This window comes from Bacillus sp. MRMR6, assembly GCF_001940785.1.
Classification (GTDB): Bacteria; Bacillota; Bacilli; order Bacillales; family Cytobacillaceae; genus Neobacillus.
Window position 1 is genome coordinate 16,140 of sequence record NZ_MSLS01000012.1, and the last position, 22,002, is coordinate 38,141.

Genomic DNA, 22,002 nt, shown 5'->3' on the forward strand with positions numbered 1-22,002 from the left:
CTACTTGATGATATTCAATTCATTTGTTTATTTTCTGTACATGAATTTCTTTCAATGATTTCGGTATCAATAAGTAATTTTATTTTATCTTCATCGTTGGTCTCAATCTGTCTTATTAGCTTCTCAACCGCTAGTGATGCAATCTTATCCTTTTTCACATGGATGGTAGTCAATTCAGGAGTAATTACTCTTGATTCAAAGATATTATCAAATCCAATGATAGAAATATCAACTGGCACTTTAATCCCTAATTCAGTAAAGGATTTGATGACGCTAATGGCCATATAGTCAGTTTCACAAAATAAAGCTGTTGGCAGATTGTCCAAACTTTTTTTAATCTTATCTGTAAAGGCCTCTTGTGGTGAAATGGTTGTCGGCGATATGGAAAAATAATGATTGTTTTTGATTGTTAGATTTCTTTCTGTTAGTGCTTGGACAAACCCTTTTTTTCTCATATTAAAGTTATACATTCTGATATTCGACTCAACATACCCAATCTCTCTATGTCCTAAATCCATTAGATATTGTCCAGCTTGATAAGCTCCAAAGGCATTGTTCATTACTACAAAGTTTGCATCTAACGTTTCAAAACAGGTATCCAAAACAACTAAATTTGGTTGGATGCCAGCAATAATATTAATTTGATCTGCTGTTAGGTTGGTACCCAATAACAATATTCCTGCAGATTTCTGCTCATTTTCGAGTCTCGTAATTTCCTCTTCAAGGCTCTCTATATTTATAGGTGAGACCATTAAGGAATATCCGCTAGAGCCAGTTTGATTATCAATATTTTTTATTAATTCCATAAAGAAAGGAAGAGATTCGAATTGTTCAGTAACAATCCCCGCATTTGTGACTGCAATAAATCTTAATATTTTTGTATTTGTTTGAAAATACTGTTCTGCTTTGATTATGGGCCGAGGTATGTAACCGTGTTCCTCTGCAATCTTTAATATTTTATCACGCGTCTTCTGACTAACCCCGTTTTTTCCGTTTAATGCTAAAGAAACCGCTGATTTTGAAACATTAGCTAATTTAGCTATGTCATCTATTTTCATAAAATAGTACACCTTCCTAAATATACACATTGTAATGATATATAAACCGAATTATACCACATTATGATTGTGTTTAGTTGATTTTTAGTTATTTGTTTAGTTTAGTTCATGATAATGATTTGCCTTACTAGCAATTCTAACAGTATTCAAGCTTGTTTTTTGGAATTAGTTATAAAATTTTAGTAGTTTAGTTAATTTATAACTAAATTTTTTTATGAATTTATTGACTATAAGTCTACTTGTTGGTAAAATTTCATCAACAACTAAATTATTTTATGTGTTTTAGATGGTTTTTAGATGATTGTAACTAAATGTTTAGTTTATTACTAAAAAATGTACTTTGGAGGCGTAAAGTGATGCAAAAGGTTAAATTAGGTTTTGCTCCAACGAGAAGATTTGTATTTAGTAAAGAAGATGCTCTAAAATTTAAAAATTTAATTAGAGAAAAGATAGAAAGCTTTGGACTAGAACTGGAAATTGTCGATCTTGAGGGGATTAATGAGGAAGGGTTATTATATGATCGCTCTGAAGAATCAACCATTATAAAAAAATTTAGAGATGCCGAAGTAGATGCTCTATTTTTCCCTCATTGTAACTTTGGAACAGAAGACATTGTTGCACGTGTGGCTAAAGCAATTGGTAAACCCGTTCTACTTTGGGGTCCAAGAGATGAAGCTCCGTTACAAAATGGAATGCGACTTCGTGATACACAATGCGGTCTGTTTGCAACTGGCAAAGTTCTGAGAAGGTTTAATGTTCAGTTTACATACATTACGAATTGTAGCGTTGATAGCCCTGTTTTTGAACGCGGATTTAAGAATTTCATAGCTGCTGCCAATGTTGTTAAGCATTTTACTAATCTTCGAATCTTGCAAATCTCAACAAGACCAACTGATTTCTGGTCGGTGATTTGCAACGAGGGTGAATTATTAGAAACCTTTGGCATTCAAATTCACCCGATTACGCTCGATGAATTGAAAAAAGTAACGCTAAAAATTGAAAAGACAGATAGACCAGAATTAGATGAAGCGATCGGTTATATCAAAGAAAAGCTTGACTGGAGCGGTGTAACAGACCAAGATGTTCGACGAATTGCTTCGTTAAAAGTAGCGATGAAACAACTGGCTGCCGATACAGGAAGTACTGCGATTGCCATTCAATGCTGGTCCACCTTACAAGACATAATTGGCATCATGCCGTGTCTAGCCAATGCGATTCTGACAGACGAACAAATTCCAGTAACATGTGAAACCGACATCCATGGTGCCATTACTTCGATTATGGTTCAGGCTGCCACATTGAATAAGAAACCAACGTTTTTTGCAGACATTACCGTTCGTCACCCGGAAAATCCAAATGGGGAGTTATTATTCCATTGTGGAAATTTCCCTGTTTCGTTAAGTGTAGAAGAGAAGCCCAAGCTAAACAAGCATTTCTTATTTGATGATCATGCGCCAGGAACCCATGAAGGGGAAATTAAGGGTGGAGAGATGACACTTGCTCGTTTTGATGGAGACCATGGGGAATACTCCATTTTCCTTGGTAAAGCAAAAGGCATTGAAGGTCCGTTCACTAGAGGTTCCTATGTTTGGGTGGAAGTAAATGATTGGCCATTATGGGAAGAGAAATTGGTCAAAGGTCCATATATTCACCACTCAGTTGGTGTCCATGAGGACGTTATTCCGGCTTTGTTTGAAGCGTGCGAGTATATTCCTGGGTTGAAGCCTGATCCGGTAGATCCAACTGAAAGTGAAATTAGAGCATGGCTTCGCGGCAGCGACCTTAATAAATAGACTGGGGGTATAAAGATGAACAAAATCGAGTATCTAAAACGAAAAGCAACCGAAATTCGTATGGAACTGCTGACCATGATATATGAAGCGGGTACTGGTCATACAGGTGGTTCATTATCCAATACGGATATCTTAACTGTTCTTTACTATCATATCCTGAATGTCGACCCCAACAATCCTAAATGGGAAGAACGTGACCGTTATGTACAAAGTAAAGGACATGCGGTTGAGTCGTACTGGGCGATCTTAGCGGATAAGGGATTCTTTCCAAAAGAAGAATTAAAAACGTTTTCTCAATTTAATACAAGATTAATCGGTCACCCTAACAATAAGGTACCTGGTGTCGAAATGAATACAGGTGCGTTAGGACATGGTTTGCCAATTTCAGTAGGTATGGCCTTGGCTGCGAAAATGGATGGGAAATCGTTTCGGGTCTATACATTAATGGGGGATGGCGAGCAGGCAGAAGGGTCCGTTTGGGAAGGGGCTATGGCAGCTTCACACTACCAGCTTGATAATTTAGTCGCGATCATTGACCGGAACGGATTGCAAATCACAGGAAGTACGGAAGATGTTATGAGTCTCGAACCATTTGGAGCTAAATGGAGAGCGTTTGGTTGGGAAGTGGTTGAGGTAGATGGAAATGACATCGAACAATTGGTAGATGTTTTGGAAAATACACCTAAAACTAGTGGGAAACCAACTCTCATCGTTGCCAATACAGTCAAAGGCAAGGGAATCTCATTTGCAGAAAATGTAGCTAAGTGGCACCATCATGTACCAAGTAAAGAGGAATATCAATTAGCAATGGAAGAACTTTCAAAACAACTGGAGGTGCTACAATGAGTAATATTGCTCTACAAGGTGCAAAAGGAAATAAGATCGCCAATCGTCAAGCAATCAGTGAGACTTTATTAGATTTAGCAAAGAAAAATAAAGATATTTTAGTAGTAACCAGTGATTCAAGAGGATCAGCTTCTCTAGTGGAATTTGGTAAGCAGTTACCTGATCAAATCGTCGAGGTCGGAATTGCAGAGCAAAATCTCGTCGGAATTGCTTCAGGCTTGGCGGCTTCTGGAAAAAAGCCATTTGTTGCATCGCCAGCTTGTTTTTTGAGCATGAGAAGTATTGAACAAATCAAGGTAGATGTTGCCTACTCCAATACAAATGTTAAGTTGATTGGCATAAGTGGTGGCATAAGTTATGGTGCGCTTGGTATGTCCCATCATTCTTTACAGGATCTTGCAGTGACCCGCGCCATTCCTGGTCTGGATGTGATGATGCCTGCAGATCGTCATGAGGCGAAGAAAATGATCGAAGCATTAGTTGAGTATGATCGACCAGTCTATCTTCGAATTGGCCGTAATCCGGTAGATGATTCATATGTATCAGAAGATTACGAGTTTCAAATTGGTAAAGCCGTGACGATGAAAGAAGGTATAGACATCACGATTATTGCAACAGGGGAGACAGTCAGAATTGCATTAGATTCCGCAGAAGCTCTGAAGCAGGATGGCATAGATTGCAGAGTGATCAATATGCATACGATTAAGCCACTAGATAAGGAAACGATCATAAAAGCAGCCGAAGAAACAGGAAGAATTATTACGATCGAAGAACATAGCATTTATGGTGGATTAGGTTCAGCGGTTGCTGAAGTTGTGTCACAAAGTCACCCCGTTCCTGTCAAAATTCTTGGTTTGCCAGACGAACCAGCCATTGCTGGAAAAACCGCAGAAGTTTTTGAATACTACGGATTGAGTATTGAAAATGTAAGGAAGCTCGCCATTCAAATGGTTGGTAAATGATGAGGTGATCTTATGGGAATAGAGAAATATATCCTCGCGATTGACCAAAGTACCTCTGGAACAAAAGTATTGCTTGTGAATACGAGCGGGCGAATAACTCATAAATGTTCTAGAAGTCATACGCAATACTATCCGCAAACCGGATGGGTAGAGCATGATCCGGATGAAATCTATGAAAATGTTAAGAAAATGTTAAAGGAATTGCTGCAAACTTCTGGGGTTTCCAAGGATGAGTTAGCTGTTTTAGCCATTACCAATCAAAGAGAGACGGTTGTCGTTTGGGATAAAGAAACAGGAATGCCGATTTATAATGCGATTGTTTGGCAAGACAGAAGAACTTCTGATTTTTGTAAAGAGCTAAAAGAACAGGGATATGAAGAAATGATCCAATCTAAAACCGGCTTAAAAGCAGACCCTTACTTTTCTGCCTCTAAGATAAAGTGGATTTTAGATCATGTCGATGGAGCCAGAGACAGAGCAAGAGAAGGCCAGCTTTTGGTAGGAACAATTGACAGTTGGCTCATTTGGAAATTAACACAAGGGAAGGTTCATGCAACAGATTATTCGAATGCAAGCCGGACACTTCTCTTTAATATTGAAACACTTTTGTGGGATGATGAGTTATTGGACTTATTTGAAATACCAAGAACAATGCTCCCTGTTGTAAAAAGTTCCAATGAAATATTTGGTGTAGTGGAAGATCCTAATCTCCCGTTCACCTCCCTCCCTATCTCCGGTGTAATCGGAGATTCTCAAGGTGCTTTATTTGGCCAAAAATGTTTTGAACCGGGGATGGCAAAAGCCACTTATGGAACAGGGACTTCTGTCATGATGCACACGCGAGAGTTGGTGAAAGGTACCAATGGTTTAGTAACTTCTATTGCCTGGGGCCTAAATGGTAAAATAGAATATGCACTCGAAGGGATTATTAATAGTACCGGTGATGTGGTCAAATGGTTAATAGAACAGTTAGAATTGATTGATCAGATTGATGAGGCTGAAGCATTGGCAAGCTCTTTACCAGATAATCAAGGGGTCTACCTTGTTCCTGCATTTGTCGGCTTAGGAGCTCCGTACTGGAATCCGTATACTCGCGCTGCGATTTTGGGAATGAGTCGAAATACAGGTAAAGCACATATTGTGCGGGCAGCATTAGAAAGCATTGCTTACCAAGTTAAAGATGTAGTTGAATTAATGCAAGCCGAATCCAATATTCATATAAAGAATTTAAACGTGGATGGGGGAGCAACTAGTAACCGATTCCTAATGCAGTATCAAGCGGACATGTTGGATACAGAAGTAACCGCTTCCCGAGTAGCAGAATTATCTTCGATGGGAGCTGTGTATTTAGCTGGTTTAGGAGTAGGAATCTGGAAATCTACCGATGAAATCTATCATCTAAATTCCGAACACGAATTATATCATCCGTTAATGGATCGTGATCTAAGAAATAAGTTTTATCAAGGATGGAAGGATTCAGTACTTGGGATATTAGTTAAATAATAAGATTAAAACTTAAAGATAAGTCTCTAGCGAACACAGAAACGTTAAAGGGATAGCTGGAGTTTTAACAATCTAATCACTAAGTAATTTCTTTCTAAGGAGGAAAAAATGGAAAGGTTAAAAATCTCAGAGAATGGAAGATATTTTACGCATCAGGATGGTACGCCATTTGTCTGGTTAGCAGATACTGATTGGACTATTGTCCAGAGATTAAAATGGGACGATGCAGAATACTTAATGCAAAAAAGAAAATCACAAGGGTTTACAGTACTACAAATTGTTGCACTGGATCCAGAACAAGATAGGGAAATGAGAAATCCAGCTGGAGATAAGGCTTTATTAAATGATAATTTGAACACTCCAAATGAAAAGTATTTTCAGTACTTAGACTGGATATTAGACAAAGCGGAGGAATATGGATTTTATGTTCTCTTACTACCTGTATGGGGAGAACTTGTTGTTGGTCATAATTGGATGGGGGAGTTTTCTGAGAAAATTGTTACGAAGGAAAATGCTTTTCAATATGGACAATGGATTGGTAATCGCTATAAAGACAGAACCAATATCCTTTGGTGTATAGGTGGAGACAGGCAGCCTATTCATCTTGGTGTGGATTATAAGGATGTTTGGCGGAATATGGCCGAAGGTATTGCAAAAGGGGTTTTACAAAAGGATATTAAACATAACGAAAAAGATCCTGATTGGCAAAAGCTTTTAATGACTTATCATGCATGCCATGAAGCCGAGACCGGGGAATGTTCAACCATGTCTTATTGGACGGATGAGGAAGCCTGGATATCATTTATCATGATTCAATCCGGACATGGGTTAACACCGAAAAATTATGAACTAGTGAGAAATGATTATAATCGAAAAAACCCAATGCCTGTTTTTGATGGAGAACCAGCTTATGAAGACATGCCAACAACCTGGCCAATTAAGTCTGATTTCCATGGGGGATGGATGGTGAGGAAACGGGCCTATTGGAGTTTGTTTGCAGGGTCCTTTGGTCATACTTATGGGCATCCATCCGTGTGTTGGATGATTTCAGAAAGAGAAAGGGACAGCTTCAGGAGATATTCTTGGTTTGATGCATTGGACCAAGAGGGTGCATGGCAAATGAAGATACTGCGAGATTTTCTTGAATCAAGGGATTTAAGTCAGTGTATTCCATGTCAAGAAATACTGACAGAACAGAGTGAAAAAAGTCAAGACATTCTCGATGAACATACTCAGGCATGCGTAGAAAGGAATGGGGAATTCACTTGTATTTATTTCCCGTCAGGGGGAAAAGAAACCATTGATTTAAGCTGGTTAAATGGCCATAATCTCCAAATGTGGTGGTTTAATCCCAGAGATGGGCAATGCTATTCACAAGACAACAGGGCTTCAGAAGAAGCTATTATTCTTTCAGAAATAGCTCGATATGAAAAAGGTACCTTCATTAGGGTAGTAACCCCCACTAGCGGAAAAGGTCAGGATTGGATATGTGTAATTGAGCGTAGAGACAATAGTGCAACAAAACCCGGAAAAGCACAGGTTTATGGGGAAATGCCTATACCTCCTGAGGTAAAAAAAGCTTTTCCTGCATGGTGATTTTTAATTTTCAAGATTTAAGCAAGGAGTTTTCCAAAGCATGCTGGCTTATAAGAATGAAATAGTCTTCTGAAGGGGGAAGCAAGAGGCATAAACTCTTGCTTTTTTTTGTAGTGTAGATGGCTTTTCCTGTTTATCAATCATTCAGGAGGAAGTTCGGGACAGAGAAACTGTCCTCAATCCAGGCTTTTAAGTAAGGTAACCACTATCCGCATAGATAGTATGCGTCGAGAAAGTGCATACTTGTTTGCAAATTCATACCCACTATATAATGATTTAAAATCCAAATATGTATAGGGGGAGATTTTTTGGAGGAAATTGCGATTTGGGTGGCATTCGCAGGAGGATTAATAGCATTTTTTTCTCCACGTTGCCTGCCTTTATATCCATCATTTATCTCTTATATTACGGGGGTAACGGTGGTGAATTAAAAAATCAGCAGGGTCATTCTACTATTAGGAAAATAGTTCTATTACATTCAATTTATTTTTCAATCGGATTTACAATCGTTTACTTTGCATTAGGTTTCTCAGCGAGTTTCATTGGGAAGATTTTTTTCAACTACAATGATGTAATAAGAATGTTTGGCGGCATATTTCTCGTAGTAATGGGAACGTTTATGTTGGATATTTTCAAACCAATTTTTTTAATGAAAGAACATCGCTTTCAATATACAAAAAAGAAAGTGGGATTTTTTAAATACAGTACTATTTTGAGGAAAAGCTCAGCAAATAAATATATAAAATTCCCAACAGATTAACAGTATCTCCAGCACTCGATATACTACGTGAGCACATTAAAGAGTACTGATTTTGAAAAAAGTGCATGACTAGAATGTAGGGATACTGTATCGTTTTGGTTCGAGTTTGATATTGTGAGACAAGCAGTAGTAAACTGAAGATATACCGTTGGATTAAAAGTCCATCATCAGAAAAAATGGGAGCTGTTTTATGAACAACTCCCATTGATATTTCAATATTTATTAATAAAGTTTGTGTTAGCTTTGTTGTAAGAAATCCTCAGTTGAAATTACATTGCAATACATGCTTTGAAGAGCGCTTATAAACGCATAATGAACCTGTTCCGCTGGTACAACCTGATCTTGGTAAGATAACTCTCTTGTCGCACATGCATCCTCAATTAGTGTAGTTTCAAAACCTAGATCGACTGCAGCTCTAACGGTTGCATCAATACACATATGTGTCATCATACCCACAACCACTACCTTGGTTACACCTTGTTCTCTTAATTTGCTTTCTAACTCAGTCTTTAAAAAGCTGTTAGGGAAATTCTTTTCAATAATGGTTTCGTGTTCTAATGGCAAAACCGTTTCATGGATATCAGCTCCCTCTGTATTTGGAAGAAAGAAGCCTAACTCTGGGCTGCTTGCGAAATGCTGAACATGAAAAATATTATCTTTGTTATTTTGTCTAAACCAATCAAGAACTTTAGCAGCATTAGCGGCTGCTTTATCAGGATTGCTTAACTCCATCTTTCCGTTTGGAAAATAGTCGTTTTGTATATCAACAATGATTAATGCTGTATTCATTTTTATCCACCTCATCAAATAATTTTTATTACAAGTATTATGATATAAAATATCTTGATTTTGTTCGATACTTTGATGAAACACTTTTAGCTCAAAGCATTTCATGGTGAAAGGAATTTAGTATGGAACTTGATAATATTGATTTTCAGATTCTTCGGATACTATCCGAAAATTCACGTATTCAATGGAAAGACTTAGGGGAACAAATTCATATGACGGGCCAAGCAGTAGGAAATCGTATTAAAAAACTTGAGGAAAGTGGGGTCATTAAAGCTTACTCCTTAATCGTCGATGAAATGAAAGTAGGACTCATCTTTACAGCGTTTGTCATTATCTATATGAAAACAGCAAATCATGATTCGTTTATACGTTTTTTAAATGATCGAAATGAGGTAGTTGAAGCTCACCGAGTATCGGGAGAAGGCTGTTACCATTTAAAAATAAAAGTTGATTCTCAAGAAACATTAAATCTATTTATTAATAAGATTCTCGATTATGGGAATTACACTTTGTATCTATCCATACAAGAGACTAAACATGCTACTTTCAATACCTAGTTATTTAAAATCTGAATTATTGCTTAGCTCAAAATATACGGGGATCATTATGCTCTCACTTTCCATATTTTTTTCTTTAAAAATATAGGCTTAAAAAAAATGAAAGAATATAAAAACTAATAGCATAGAATAGCAAAAAAGGTATAATTCTCTCGAATATTGAGTATTATACCTTTTTTCTTTTATTTATTTTGATTATGCTCTCCCCATTGGCACATTTCTTGGACAATAGGCCAAAGCGTGTGTCCTTTTTCAGTAAGACTATATTCAACCTTTGGAGGAATTTGTGGATATTCCTTTCGATGAATTAAGCCATCATCCTGCATTTCCTTTAATGTGCTACTGAGAGTTTTATAGGTTATTTTCCCGATCATTCGCTGAAGTTCATTATAGCGTACTGTTCCGTTTTTTATTAAATGGTAAATAATTAGCAGTTTCCATTTGCCGCTGATAATGGAGAGCGTGTAGCCAAAAAAGGGCTCTTGGCTATCAGTAACATTAACCTGGGATTTTTCCATTTTACACTATCCTCCTAGATAGTATGCGTCAAAAAAGTGCATACTTGTTTACAAAACTATATCAACTATATAATACATTCGAACCCAAGTAAAGAAGGGTTTGAACTGAAGATTTATACACACCTCTGAGTCAACTATTGTTTTGAGCGAGGTGTTATATAAGTGAATGTATTTCAACTTTGAAATCAATCATTAGGAGGGCAAAAAATATGTTATCACAACAATATCAAGAAAATATAGAAACAATACTGCAAAAAATTGAAGAAGCTGACGCGATTGTAGTTGGCGGTGCCGCTGGCATGTCTGCGGCAGCCGGATATAACTGGTATCAAGATGATGCAAACTTTCGTAAATATTTTAACGTATTCGCAGAAAAATACGGGATTGACAGTATCTTTGGAGGCTTTTACTATCGATTCCGTACTGAAGAAGAACGGTGGGCATACCTTGCCACTTTAATTAACTTTGTAGCGGAGGTCCCCATCGGCCAGCCTTATAAGAACCTAAATCAAATTTTAAGCAATAAAAACTATTATATTCTTACAACCAATCAAGATACTCAATTTTTACAAGTATTCCCGGAAGAAAAAGTCAGTGCCATTCAGGGTAACTGGACATATTTACAGTGTAGTGGTCGCTGTCACGACGGTATTTATCCTTATGCGGAACAAGCAAAGGAACTGTGTGCCCACATCGAAGGAACGAAGATTCCATCCAGCATGGTTCCAAAGTGCCCGGAGTGCGGCGGCCCTATGGAACTGTGGGTACGTTCCTTTGTATTTTTGGAAGGAACCAAATATAGAGACGAGCATAAAAAATATCGTGAATTTCTTTTGGAAAATCAACATAAGAAAGTCCTCTTTTTAGAGTTGGGCGTCGGTCTAATGACTCCAATGTTCATCAAAGAACCCTTCTGGAACATGACTCACAGTTGGCCGGATGCATACTACATTACCATCAATCCAAATCCGGAGCATAACTTGCTGCCGAGCGAACTGAAGGATAAGGGACTCGCTGTTAATGAAGATATAGCGCAAGTACTACGAGATGTTCTGGAGAAACAGCAAAAAGAAACGAAACAAGACGTGGTTTGAACGGATCAACACGCCTTTTCCATATGAAATTGCTAAAAAAAGGCTTTAATTCTTAATAGGAAAATTCAATTTTAGTTGAGAGTAACTCATCAATATCTTATAAAGGTGGAGGATCACATGAAAGAGAAATATCGTAAGGTTTTAACAAAAATAGAAGAAGCTGACGCCATTCTAATCGGCGCTAGTAACGGCCTTTCCATTTCGGAAGGCATTCATATCTTTGCGGATGATTCATCTTTTCAGGAAAATTTTGGCAATTTCCGTGAAAAGTATGGTTTTCGCAGCATCATACAGGGATGCTTCTTTCCATTTCCATCAGAGGAAGAAAAGTGGGCTTTCTTCAGCCGTATGTTTGAATATTTTTTAATTAATAGAGAAGCTAGCCAGGTTATGAAGAACCTTTATGAACTGGTGAAAGATAAAAATTATTTTGTGGTTACCTCTAATATAGATGCTCATTTTCCACTGGCAGGATTTCCAAAGGAGCGCCTTTTTGAAATAGAAGGCAATTGCCGGAATTTACAATGCTCACATGGTTGCCATAATCGAATTTATCCAGGCGATGATGTCTTAAGCAAAATGGCTCAAAATCAGGAGAACGGAAGAGTCCCTTCGGTGCTTATTCCTAAATGTCCTGAATGTGAAGGCCCAATGCAAGTTCATATCGAAGTCGACAGAAATTTTCTAAGGGATGAGTCTTGGCAAGCAAGCTTGGAGGCTTATCAGGATTTTATCGGGAAAGCCCAGGGTAAAAAATTAGTCCTGCTTGAATTAGGTGTCGGTGCCAGAAATCAAATGATTAAAGCCCCATTTATAAATGTAACCAATCATGAGGAATACGCTACCTACATTACGTTTAATAAAGGCAGCGAGCTATATGTTCCAGATATAATTGCTGCTAAATCCATCGGGATCGACGGCAATATTGCGGAAGTGTTACAGCAATTGGTTCAGATGAAATGAACAGATTCAGCGTATTTGAAAACAGGGGAGGGTATAAAAAGGTGTTTCTAAATAATATTGTGAATGATCCTGCCTATCAACCAATCAAAAAGTCTTATGAACGAATGGTTACATTCATGGAGGAAAAAGTAGAGTTTTGGCTGCCAGACAGTGAGTGGCATACGAAGACCCATTGCGCTCGCGTGCTGCTCTTGGCACTCCTCATCGGACAACAAAAAGGCTTGAGTGATGAGGAGATGGATGCACTGGGAATGGCGGCTATTTTCCATGATTCCCGCCGCCTCGATGATGGGATTGATAGGGGACATGGCAAGCGTGCGGCAGAGTATTACAAAGATTATTGCCGTGAGCACGATTTGTCGTATGATGTGAAAACCTACTACATCACCTATTACCATGACCAGGATGATTCCCTTGGTTTGTCAGAAATTGAAAAATCCCCTAGTTTAAATGAACAGGCCGTGCTGCTGTATCAAATTTTCAAGGATGCTGACGCACTGGATCGTTTCCGTCTGGGCCCTAATGCCTTAAATGTAAATTTTCTTCGGACAGAAGAAGCACGTCGACTTGTTGACTTTGCAAAATATCTCCTAAAGAAAAGTAGTGAAACTAATTTGTGAAACTATAGAGAGAAAGAGCTTACTTATTGTGAGCAAGTCCGAGCATATTTTGTAAGCTTAGGAGGAAAGTGTTATGAACAAGTATATTGATGATAGTTTTGCCCTGCACACGGACTTGTATCAAATCAATATGGCAGAATCCTATTGGGAAGACAAAATTCATACCAAAAAAGCCGTATTCGAATTGTATTTTCGAAAAGTGCCATTTGGAAACGGTTATGCAATCTTTGCGGGGTTGGAACGTATCATTCATTATCTTCAAACGCTTCATTTTACTGAAAGTGACTTGAATTATCTAAAAGAACTTGGCTATCAAGAAGACTATATAGATTTTTTACGAACAATACGTTTTACAGGAACTGTTCGTTCCATGAAGGAAGGGGAAGTTGTTTTTGGCAACGAACCCATTCTTCAGGTTGAGGCACCGCTCGCTGAAGCACAACTCATCGAGACGGCCTTGTTAAATATAGTAAACTATCAAACACTTATCGCAACTAAAGCTTCTCGAATCAAACATGCCGCGGGTGACCAACCCGTCTTAGAGTTTGGAACAAGACGTGCACATGAATTCGATGCAGCATTGTGGGGGACAAGGGCTGCTTATATTGGCGGGTTCTCAGGCACAAGTAATGTCCGGGCAGGAAAACGATTTGGCCTTCCTGTTTCAGGAACACATGCTCATTCCTTTGTTCAAGCGTATCGAGATGAATACACCGCTTTTCATAAATATGCAAAACGTCATAACAATTGTGTCTTTTTAGTGGACACCTATGACACCCTAAAATCAGGTGTTCCTACGGCGATCAAAGTAGCGAAGGAACTGGGCAGCAATATAAATTTTACAGGTATTCGGTTAGATAGTGGAGATTTAGCTTACCTATCTAAAGAAGCAAGAAAGTTATTAGATCAAGCAGGATTTATTGACACTAAAATATTTGCTTCGAATGATTTGGATGAACATACCATTATGAGCTTAAACGCACAAGGAGCGAAAATCGATGCATGGGGAGTTGGTACAAAAGCTATAACTGCCTATGATCAACCGGCTTTAGGTGCTGTGTACAAGCTGGTCTCCATTGAAGATGAAAACGGTCAGATGAGAGATACCATCAAAATATCTGCATGCCCTGAAAAAGTCACGACACCAGGATTAAAAAAAGTATACCGTATTATCAATAATTTAACGAAAAAGTCAGAAGGCGATTATATCGCCTTAAGCTTTGAACAACCAGAAAAAGAATCCAAGCTCTATATGTTTCATCCTGTGCATACGTACATTGGGAAATTCGTCACAAATTTTACGGTCAAAGACTTGCACGTTGATATTTTCGATCAAGGTACACTTGTGTATGAATGCCCGCAGGTCCAAGAGATTCAATCCTATGCTCGGCAACAGTTAAACCTTTTATGGGAAGAGTACAAACGATCTTTAAATCCGGCCGAATATCCTCTAGTTCTAAGTCAAGCATGCTGGGACAACAAAATGAAGAACATAGAGGAAGCAAAAGAACACAACCGACAATCAGTACCCTTATTAGGCATACTTCCCGTTTAAACAAAGATTCCGATTTTAAAATATTACTTTTGGAGTTGATCTAAAATGGCAAAAGAAGCCTTATTAATTGTTGATATGAGTAATGATTTTGTAGCTGACCATGGAAAGTTAACTGTTGGTAAACCAGCGCAAGAAGTAGTGCCGTATATTAAGGAATTGGCTACTAGATTTTTAGCAGAGGGAAATGTAGTTGTGGTAACAATGGATGCACACCAACCAAATGACCTACACTTTGACTTATGGACACCACATAATATAGTAGGAACAGCAGGGCAACAATTGTATGGAGAATTATTTGATTGGTTTCAAAAAAATAAAGACAATGAGAATGTAATATATACACCCAAAACGAACTATAATGCATTCTTTAAAACAGATTTGGCTGAAACTTTAAGAAGTTTCGGAGTAAATAAGGTTCATACTGTTGGGGTATGTACGGATATTTGTGACTTTTTAACAGTTGCAGGAGCGGATGCAGAGGGATTCAAAACAGTCATTCATAAACGAGGTGTAGCAACATTCACTGACCTTGGAGAAACAATGGTAAACCATATGAAACTTTGCTTCCATACTGAAATTATTGAATAAAAGAACCCCCGTTAGGTCGGTGAAATACATGATTGATTTTTTACAATGAATTAATGAACTAGCGAACAAGCAGCGTGAAGAAGGTTTAACCAATGCTGAGAAAGTCGAGCAACAGGTGCTACGAGAAGATTATTTGCGTGCAATCCGTGGACAAGTGCTCCATACTTTTTCAAAGATGAAGGTACTGGATCCACTTGGAAATGATGTAACACCCGAAAAAGTCCAAAATTTAAATACAAAAGTATAAAAGCATATATCAAGAATGGAGATTAAAGTGAAAGATTATTTAATAAAAGCCATTGCTCACAATAAACAAGTACGTGCATATGCCGCTATTACAACTGAAACGATCGAAGAAGCAAGACGCCGCCATGATACGCTCGCGGTTGCTTCTGTGGTATTGGGACGTTCAATGACAGCAGGAGTCATTCTTGGTGCCATGCTAAAGGGCGAAGAAAAACTAACTATTAAAATGAATGGCGGTGGACCAATTGGGACTATCCTTGTTGATGCAAATGCCAAGGGTGAAGTGAGAGGGTATGTTTCAAATCCGCATGCCTACTCAGTGGAGAATCAGCAGGGTTTACTTGATATTAAATCAGCTGTGGGCACAAATGGAGTCCTTTCCGTTACCAAAGATATCGGCTTGTATCACCCATTCATTGGCCAAGTTCCCATAGCGTCGGGTGAAATCGGTGAGGATTTCGCCTCATATTTACTGCATTCAGAACAAGTTACTTCCTCTGTAGGCGTAGGTGTCCTTGTGAACCCGGACTTTACCATTCAAGCAGCTGGAGGTTTTATTATTCAGCTGATGCCAAATACAGAAGAAGAAACCATTCGTTTCATTGAAGAGCGTTTACGAACGATGCCTTCCATTTCTTCGATGATTGGGCAAGGTATAACACCGAAACAAATACTTCAACAAATACTTGGTGAAGAAAATGTCAGCGTTCTTGAAACAATGACAGTTGGATTTCAATGTGAATGCTCTAGAGAGAGAATTTCGAACGCGATTTTAAGTATAGGAAGCAAAGAGATCCAAGATATGATTGATACTGATGGGAAGGCTGAAGCACAATGCCATTTCTGTAATGAAAGCTACTATTATAGTAAAGAGGATTTAGAAAGATTATTAAAAGTGAGCATTTAATAATCTTTTCCTTCCACTACCAGTTGGGATTACTTCCTATGATAGAAAGATAATAGAAAGGTGGGAGACAAATGGAGAAATCACCAAAAGACACACGTGTAGTTGTAGGAATGTCAGGCGGGGTCGATTCTTCCGTTGCGGCACTGCTCCTAAAAGAGCAAGGCTATGACGTAATCGGAATATTCATGAAGAACTGGGACGATACGGACGAATTTGGTGTTTGTACGGCTACAGAAGATTACGAGGACGTGATCCGCGTTTGTAATCAACTGAATATTCCCTATTATTCCGTGAATTTTGAAAAGCAGTATTGGGACAAGGTATTCACCTACTTCTTAGAGGAATATAAATCAGGAAGAACGCCGAATCCTGATGTAATATGCAATAAGGAAATCAAATTCAAAGCATTTTTAGATTATGCCATGAGCCTTGGAGCTGATTATGTGGCTACAGGGCATTATGCACGAGTGGTCAGAGAAAACGGAAAAGTTCACATGTTAAGAGGGAAAGATGAAAATAAGGATCAAACTTATTTTCTAAATCAATTAACAGAGGAGCAGTTAAGTAAGGTTTTATTTCCGATAGGCGATATGGAAAAACCAAAAGTAAGACAAATAGCTGCCAATGCTAATTTGGCGACAGCAGCCAAAAAAGACAGTACAGGCATTTGTTTTATTGGTGAACGAAATTTCAAAGAGTTCTTAAGTGGTTATTTGCCTGCCCAAAAGGGGAATATGGAAACATTCGACGGCAGAGTTGTCGGACATCATGATGGATTAATGTACTATACAATCGGACAGAGGCATGGACTGGGGATTGGAGGAAACGGCGATCCTTGGTTTGTGATTGGAAAGGATATTGAAAGGAATGTACTATATGTTGGACAAGGCTTCCACCATGAAATGCTATATTCAGACAGCATTATTGCTGATCATGTAAGCTGGATTTCAAAGGGTGCTATATCTGATACATTTGAATGTACGGCAAAATTTCGTTATCGCCAACAAGACAATAAAGTAATGGTAGAACGGTTGGATGATTCTAAAGTTAGAGTGACTTTCCACGAACCAATTCGTGCCATAACGCCTGGACAAGCAGTTGTTTTTTATCAAGGAGAAGCATGCATGGGTGGAGGAATTATTAACCAAGTGTATCGTGACGACAAACAATTAACGTATGTAGGGTAAAGAGAAACTAAATTGTCTCCTGTAGGAGGTCCCATTTTGAAGTATTTAAGAGAGAGTGGCATGAATCAACTCGAAACGAATAAGACACTTTCTGAGAAAGAAAGGAAACAAATTTTATCCCTACTAGATAAATATTCAATAGAAGAAATAGAAATGGCAGTACGTCGAATTAACACGAGCAAGAATAATAATTAAATAGATATTCGGGTGAAGCCTTCGTGTAATGACGAAACATGTAGAAGAAATCAGAGTTGAAGTTAGCTTTGTTCCGACAGGCATTTACACCGGAATTAGAATTCTATTATTCTGAATAGAAAAAGCCTTGAAAAAATCAAGGCTTTTTTGACGTCCCGAAGAGGATTCGAACCTCCGACCTACAGTTTAGGAAACTGTTCGATATGGTCCGGTGAGCTACTCGTTATGTAATTCGCTTATGTCATCGCATTGTCAGCGGATTGATTGACCGATAGTGTCGACGTTAGTCCTACGGCTTTTTATTTTGTAACCTACATACGCTATTTTGCCGAATAGTCAGCGGATTGTCAATATACGGCGTTTAATGACGTTTTTATTTTTGCATACATATCGAACATAAGTTTGCATATAATGGTATTTTTACGTTAAAGGAGATGACCGTTATGGCAATTCGTGATCGCGGTAAAATTAAATGGCAAGGGGCGTTCTTTATGCCGGAGCAAGTGAAAATGCAGCGTGACTTGTGGCAGGATATAAAGCGTGAATCTAAGCCGATTTTAGACGACTATCAGACGGAGGAGTTCGATTTGCGCATTAAGTACGCAATGGAATATAAACACGCTGTCAGGCTAACGGTGTGGAATGACGGCTTCACTACGGACTATACTGGGCGAATACAGCGCGTTGATCCTATTACGCATGAGCTTGCGCATTGAAGTAAAGCCAGGCGAATATGAGCGGATACAGTTCGGAGACGTGACCGCAGTAAAGGTCGTAGATTGAGCGAAATAAAAAAGAGGAGAACCCGCGCAGGGTAATCCTCGAATCGATTAAAGACAACCAATAAAGGTCAAGTCAGGTTTGAGATATGCAATTCTAACGAGATCAACAAAACCCGTAATAGAAAATCTAATGATTTGATCGGCTGCTGGATCTGGGTTGTTTCGGAATGCAATTATAAATTGCCTTGGAGTTGTTTCACCAGATACTAAGCCCATACCTGCTAGCCGGACTATACATGTTCCATTGTCTTGGGTGCAGGAAACAACCTGAATGCTTGTCGAACTAAACGAGAAACTCCTATTCGGGTTCCTGCCATTTTGATCAACAAATGTTGCTGAAACTGAAGATAATGCAAGTCTACTTGCACAAGCATCAACAGTAATAGTTAAAGGTCCGTTCCTTCGGCAATCACTTGTTTTTAGAGAAACATTAACAACTGTTTTTGAGTCAACTCCGCATAAACATCTTAATCCCATCGTTTCACCTCCGTTACACTGTCGTTACTTCTATCGTATTTTTTATTAGCTAAGCCCGTTTGTGCTTACGTCATTACCTGCGTCGATACTCTTGCGTGTGGTCTTCCGAACACTTCCGCTTACTTCCGGTACTATTACCGTTGCCAATTCCGTGTTTGTAACATGACTAGTCCGATTAGTATAATCGGATATATAATAGAAGGAATGCGGATTTATCGCGAAAGTGCTGCGTTACAATAGTTTACAATAGTACGGATATTCATGGTAACAACGCGTAACGCACCTGAAGAAAACCAGCCGAGGCGAAGCTGGGCGTTACCTTGTCGAAAACTCAGGGGGTAAGACCGGAAATAATCGCGGGAAATAGGCGCCAGTTTATGCACTGCGGTCGTCATTCGGAAGCTGATCGAGCGCTTCAAACCGCGTCAGACCAACGATGCATAAGAACATGCATAACTGGGAATAACGCGTAAGTTTACAAACGTTAATATAGCGCGGTTTATGCAGCAGCTGTATTTCCGAGTATCTTTATTATGTAAACCTAAAATACATATACAATACATCTATATGCATTGATTCTTGCATAAAATAAGCATAAAAATACACTGTGAATTGTGCTGAAAAAAAGAACAATTCAGAAAGTAATCCCCGGGGTACCTCCAGGTCGGCCAGGAGCCGCCTGACCAGCGAACATTGCTACCAGAAATGAAAAACCGAACCCTAAAAATTTTCTAGCAAAATTTTAAAACTCGAGGTAACAAATACGAAAGGTGATGATTGAATGACAAATCCACGATTTAAGTTCGACGAGCGGTTATTGAAAGATAGGCAGCGATTGGCAGCTTTGTTGCTTGTAGAAAATGCTTTTGCCCCGAAAAAGGAACGGAAGAAGAAAGAAAAAATAGCTGAGGAGGTAGGGGTTACCAGGATGCAATTACACCGCTGGGATACGGAAGATACGAACTTTATTGCATATAAAAACTTCTTAGCTTCTAGAGTCGTAGATTCCAAGCTTCCATTGGTTTACGCCAAATTGATAGAGAGTATCGAAAACGGGTCCATAAAAGGCATTGAGTTATTCTTAAAGAGGATGGGAGAGCTGAGCGACAAACATGAGGTCACGATCAACGATACCAGAGACAACCAGACCTTCGAAGAGAGAAGGGCGGCGCTCTTACAGCGGTTGGGAGAGAAGAGGTCATTTATGAAGGGCTATGTAACAAGAGAAGCGATTGAAGCCACTCTGCATAACTGGCTGATTAAGACTAAACCTATCGATGAGTCAGGAGTCGGATACGATAACCCTATAAGGGATGACGGGGTAAGCGGTAGGAGGATTAACAAGATGATGATCGCGGAGGCAATGAAGTCGATTCCAGATAAAAACATTAACTATTGCTTGGCGGCTAGGTTTATCCATGACCAGCCGGTTAGGAAAATTACAACACATCTAGGTATCTCGAGACCGACTTTTTACAAACTTTGCGAAAACGGGTATCATGCTATGACAAGAATGACTTTATGTGAAGGATTTTAGGGATTGGAGCACCTTCATGTTTAAGGAAGGTGCTTTTAAAATTTGCTCCCCATTATCGGCAAATATAAATATGAGAAGAGGATATAAAGAAGAAACGTTGTTATACCAACGTTTCTCGTACGTCCCGAAGAGGATTCGAACCTCCGACCTACAGTTTAGGAAACTGTTGCTCTATCCTGCTGAGCTATCGGGACACAATAAAAATAAAATCAACACACAACTTGAAAATCCCGTCCTGACCTCAGAAAGAGTATTCAAGATGCAACTCGGTCAGTACGCTGTAGCAATTTCAAGGAAGCATATTCAACGTACAGAGCTATCGGGACACGGTTTAAAAATACAATTTTGTGTTTCTTGAAACAATTCCGGTTAATACCCCGTCCTGACCTCAGAAAGAAAAATCAAGATGAAGCTCGGTCAGTACGCTGTAGCAAACTCGGGAAGCATATTCAGCCGTGCTGAGCTATCGGACACCACTAGAAATTCCCGTCCTGACCTATAAAGTCATTTTAGGAACAAATTTAATTATAAGGAGATAATGGAAAAAGGTCAACTAATAAATGTCCTAGCCTTAATTCTAAACCTGATTTTTTTTGCGAAAGATGATCCAAATGACAAGGCTGAGTACGATTAACAAGCCTTCCATTGAAAAAATATAAATTGGATAGGGTCCTAGGAAATCCAATAAACTTCCTGTTTTTGGTTTATGATTTAGAAACATATAGTTGCCGGTAACGAGCTTATTGATGGCCATAATGATCGGCAGTAGGATATTAAGAAAAATTAGTAGCTTAAGTACGGACCATATGGTTGGTCTATATCCTTTAACCCAAGTAAAATATAGGGCTACCCAAATCATCATCAGATGGGTATAAAAGAAATGCACAAACCGAAAATGGGGAAAATCAAAGTGCAGCAATGGAGTGAAAATCGCTTGTGATGCTCCCAATAAAGCAGTGAATAACAATAATTCATAAATGAAGACTTTTCGGGTCCACAGTAATAGAATAGCTAAGATAAGGCTTATGCTGCATAATTCCAACGGCAGTGCATGACTGATATGCCAAATCCCTATTTTTATCATCCACAAATGATAAACTACCTCGATGATTAGAAGCGATAGTGCTACTCCTATTTCAATTCGTCGCCAATCTTTGCATTTTAATCGTTCTTTTAACAAAAAAAGGAATAATGAACCAATGAAAAGTAAGGCAATCATTATAAAATGGCTTACTGAAAACATCACAAAAGTATAATTCTGACTGCTGCCGCTAAACCATTCCACATTAATCACCTCACCTTGTCTCTACTATAAATATGCTGAAATCTACATATTTACTATTATACTAAAGATTTTATTTGATTTTCCGTAATTGCTTCATAAAAGCAGACTTTTACAAGAATAGGTTTTTTCTACCTAATATAAGCCCTGTTTTTTATGATATAATAGTTTGTCGAAGATACTCGAA

General features: G+C 38.6%; 23 protein-coding genes and 1 tRNA gene. 18 read left to right on the forward strand and 6 right to left on the reverse strand.

What is annotated here, in order from left to right:
* Nucleotides 1–14: 14 nt before the first annotated feature.
* On the reverse strand, nucleotides 15–1,058 hold the full coding sequence (locus tag BTR25_RS13075; protein ID WP_075688492.1) for a LacI family DNA-binding transcriptional regulator: 1,044 nt from the start codon (nucleotides 1,056–1,058) through the stop codon (nucleotides 15–17).
* Between the two features lie 356 nt (nucleotides 1,059–1,414).
* Between BTR25_RS13075 and BTR25_RS13080 the strand changes: the two genes are divergently transcribed.
* From BTR25_RS13080 to BTR25_RS13105, 6 genes are all read left to right on the forward strand, one after another.
* Entirely contained in the window at nucleotides 1,415–2,851 is a 1,437-nt protein-coding gene (locus BTR25_RS13080; RefSeq protein WP_075688493.1) for an L-fucose/L-arabinose isomerase family protein, read from the forward strand.
* Between the two features lie 15 nt (nucleotides 2,852–2,866).
* A complete protein-coding gene (locus tag BTR25_RS13085) occupies nucleotides 2,867–3,697 on the forward strand; it encodes a transketolase (protein WP_075688494.1) in 831 nt (276 codons plus the stop codon).
* A complete protein-coding gene (locus BTR25_RS13090) occupies nucleotides 3,694–4,659 on the forward strand; it encodes a transketolase family protein (RefSeq protein WP_075688495.1) in 966 nt (321 codons plus the stop codon). The genes BTR25_RS13085 and BTR25_RS13090 overlap by 4 nt, the downstream gene beginning before the upstream one ends.
* Before the next feature lie 12 nt (nucleotides 4,660–4,671).
* Nucleotides 4,672–6,162 (forward strand): glycerol kinase GlpK, encoded by a 1,491-nt coding sequence (gene glpK / locus BTR25_RS13095; protein WP_075688496.1) that lies wholly within the window; start codon nucleotides 4,672–4,674, stop codon nucleotides 6,160–6,162.
* A gap of 108 nt (nucleotides 6,163–6,270) precedes the next feature.
* Nucleotides 6,271–7,758, forward strand: a complete 1,488-nt coding sequence (locus tag BTR25_RS13100) for a glycoside hydrolase family 140 protein (protein WP_075688497.1) — start codon at nucleotides 6,271–6,273, stop codon at nucleotides 7,756–7,758.
* 308 nt (nucleotides 7,759–8,066) lie between these two features.
* Complete coding sequence (locus BTR25_RS13105) at nucleotides 8,067–8,189, forward strand: cytochrome c biogenesis protein CcdA (RefSeq protein ID WP_175596772.1); 123 nt, start codon at nucleotides 8,067–8,069, stop codon at nucleotides 8,187–8,189.
* Between the two features lie 566 nt (nucleotides 8,190–8,755).
* On the opposite strand, the gene BTR25_RS13115 is transcribed toward BTR25_RS13105, so the two are convergent.
* Nucleotides 8,756–9,307 carry a cysteine hydrolase family protein gene (locus tag BTR25_RS13115; protein WP_075688499.1) on the reverse strand — a complete coding sequence of 184 codons (552 nt, stop codon included), beginning with the start codon at nucleotides 9,305–9,307 and terminating at the stop codon, nucleotides 8,756–8,758.
* Between the two features lie 122 nt (nucleotides 9,308–9,429).
* On the opposite strand from BTR25_RS13115, the gene BTR25_RS13120 reads away from it, so the two are divergent.
* On the forward strand, nucleotides 9,430–9,864 hold the full coding sequence (locus BTR25_RS13120) for an Lrp/AsnC family transcriptional regulator (protein ID WP_075688500.1): 435 nt from the start codon (nucleotides 9,430–9,432) through the stop codon (nucleotides 9,862–9,864).
* Between the two features lie 182 nt (nucleotides 9,865–10,046).
* Here the strand turns inward: BTR25_RS13120 and BTR25_RS13125 are convergent, their stop codons facing one another.
* Nucleotides 10,047–10,382 carry a winged helix-turn-helix transcriptional regulator gene (locus tag BTR25_RS13125; protein WP_075688501.1) on the reverse strand — a complete coding sequence of 112 codons (336 nt, stop codon included), beginning with the start codon at nucleotides 10,380–10,382 and terminating at the stop codon, nucleotides 10,047–10,049.
* 209 nt (nucleotides 10,383–10,591) lie between these two features.
* Here BTR25_RS13125 and BTR25_RS13130 point away from each other — a divergent pair, with 209 nt between their 5' ends.
* The 10 genes from BTR25_RS13130 (at nucleotide 10,592) to BTR25_RS13170 (ending at nucleotide 18,453) form a co-directional block, all read left to right on the forward strand.
* Nucleotides 10,592–11,476, forward strand: coding sequence for an SIR2 family NAD-dependent protein deacylase (locus BTR25_RS13130; protein WP_217696970.1), 885 nt, complete (start codon nucleotides 10,592–10,594; stop codon nucleotides 11,474–11,476).
* Between the two features lie 117 nt (nucleotides 11,477–11,593).
* Nucleotides 11,594–12,439 (forward strand): SIR2 family NAD-dependent protein deacylase, encoded by an 846-nt coding sequence (locus BTR25_RS13135; RefSeq protein WP_075688502.1) that lies wholly within the window; start codon nucleotides 11,594–11,596, stop codon nucleotides 12,437–12,439.
* Entirely contained in the window at nucleotides 12,436–13,059 is a 624-nt protein-coding gene (locus BTR25_RS13140; protein ID WP_217696971.1) for an HD domain-containing protein, read from the forward strand. Before BTR25_RS13135 ends, BTR25_RS13140 begins: the two co-directional genes overlap by 4 nt.
* Before the next feature lie 73 nt (nucleotides 13,060–13,132).
* Complete coding sequence (locus BTR25_RS13145) at nucleotides 13,133–14,614, forward strand: nicotinate phosphoribosyltransferase (RefSeq protein ID WP_075688504.1); 1,482 nt, start codon at nucleotides 13,133–13,135, stop codon at nucleotides 14,612–14,614.
* Nucleotides 14,615–14,659: 45 nt separating this feature from the next.
* Nucleotides 14,660–15,202: a cysteine hydrolase family protein gene (locus BTR25_RS13150; protein ID WP_075688505.1), complete on the forward strand. Its 543-nt coding sequence runs from the start codon at nucleotides 14,660–14,662 to the stop codon at nucleotides 15,200–15,202.
* A 49-nt stretch (nucleotides 15,203–15,251) separates the two neighbouring features.
* The gene (locus BTR25_RS13155; RefSeq protein ID WP_075688506.1) at nucleotides 15,252–15,449 is read left to right on the forward strand and encodes a DUF896 domain-containing protein; all 198 of its coding nucleotides are present in this window, start codon (nucleotides 15,252–15,254) and stop codon (nucleotides 15,447–15,449) included.
* A 27-nt stretch (nucleotides 15,450–15,476) separates the two neighbouring features.
* The gene (hslO, locus tag BTR25_RS13160) at nucleotides 15,477–16,355 is read left to right on the forward strand and encodes an Hsp33 family molecular chaperone HslO (protein WP_075688507.1); all 879 of its coding nucleotides are present in this window, start codon (nucleotides 15,477–15,479) and stop codon (nucleotides 16,353–16,355) included.
* Between the two features lie 71 nt (nucleotides 16,356–16,426).
* Nucleotides 16,427–17,542 (forward strand): tRNA 2-thiouridine(34) synthase MnmA, encoded by a 1,116-nt coding sequence (mnmA, locus tag BTR25_RS13165; protein WP_075688508.1) that lies wholly within the window; start codon nucleotides 16,427–16,429, stop codon nucleotides 17,540–17,542.
* A gap of 36 nt (nucleotides 17,543–17,578) precedes the next feature.
* Nucleotides 17,579–17,737 carry a DnaD domain protein gene (locus tag BTR25_RS27600; RefSeq protein ID WP_175596774.1) on the forward strand — a complete coding sequence of 53 codons (159 nt, stop codon included), beginning with the start codon at nucleotides 17,579–17,581 and terminating at the stop codon, nucleotides 17,735–17,737.
* Between the two features lie 443 nt (nucleotides 17,738–18,180).
* Entirely contained in the window at nucleotides 18,181–18,453 is a 273-nt protein-coding gene (locus BTR25_RS13170) for a YolD-like family protein (protein WP_075688509.1), read from the forward strand.
* A 114-nt stretch (nucleotides 18,454–18,567) separates the two neighbouring features.
* Here BTR25_RS13170 and BTR25_RS13175 read toward each other — a convergent pair whose 3' ends face one another.
* Nucleotides 18,568–18,996 carry a hypothetical protein gene (locus tag BTR25_RS13175; RefSeq protein WP_075688510.1) on the reverse strand — a complete coding sequence of 143 codons (429 nt, stop codon included), beginning with the start codon at nucleotides 18,994–18,996 and terminating at the stop codon, nucleotides 18,568–18,570.
* A gap of 781 nt (nucleotides 18,997–19,777) precedes the next feature.
* Here BTR25_RS13175 and BTR25_RS13180 point away from each other — a divergent pair.
* Nucleotides 19,778–20,533 (forward strand): phBC6A51 family helix-turn-helix protein, encoded by a 756-nt coding sequence (locus BTR25_RS13180; protein WP_075688511.1) that lies wholly within the window; start codon nucleotides 19,778–19,780, stop codon nucleotides 20,531–20,533.
* A gap of 120 nt (nucleotides 20,534–20,653) precedes the next feature.
* Here the strand turns inward: BTR25_RS13180 and BTR25_RS13185 are convergent.
* Both BTR25_RS13185 and BTR25_RS13190 read right to left on the reverse strand, forming a co-directional pair.
* Nucleotides 20,654–20,727 (reverse strand) — tRNA-Arg (locus BTR25_RS13185).
* 383 nt (nucleotides 20,728–21,110) lie between these two features.
* Nucleotides 21,111–21,818 (reverse strand): YwaF family protein, encoded by a 708-nt coding sequence (locus tag BTR25_RS13190; protein WP_083652369.1) that lies wholly within the window; start codon nucleotides 21,816–21,818, stop codon nucleotides 21,111–21,113.
* Nucleotides 21,819–22,002 lie beyond the last annotated feature (184 nt).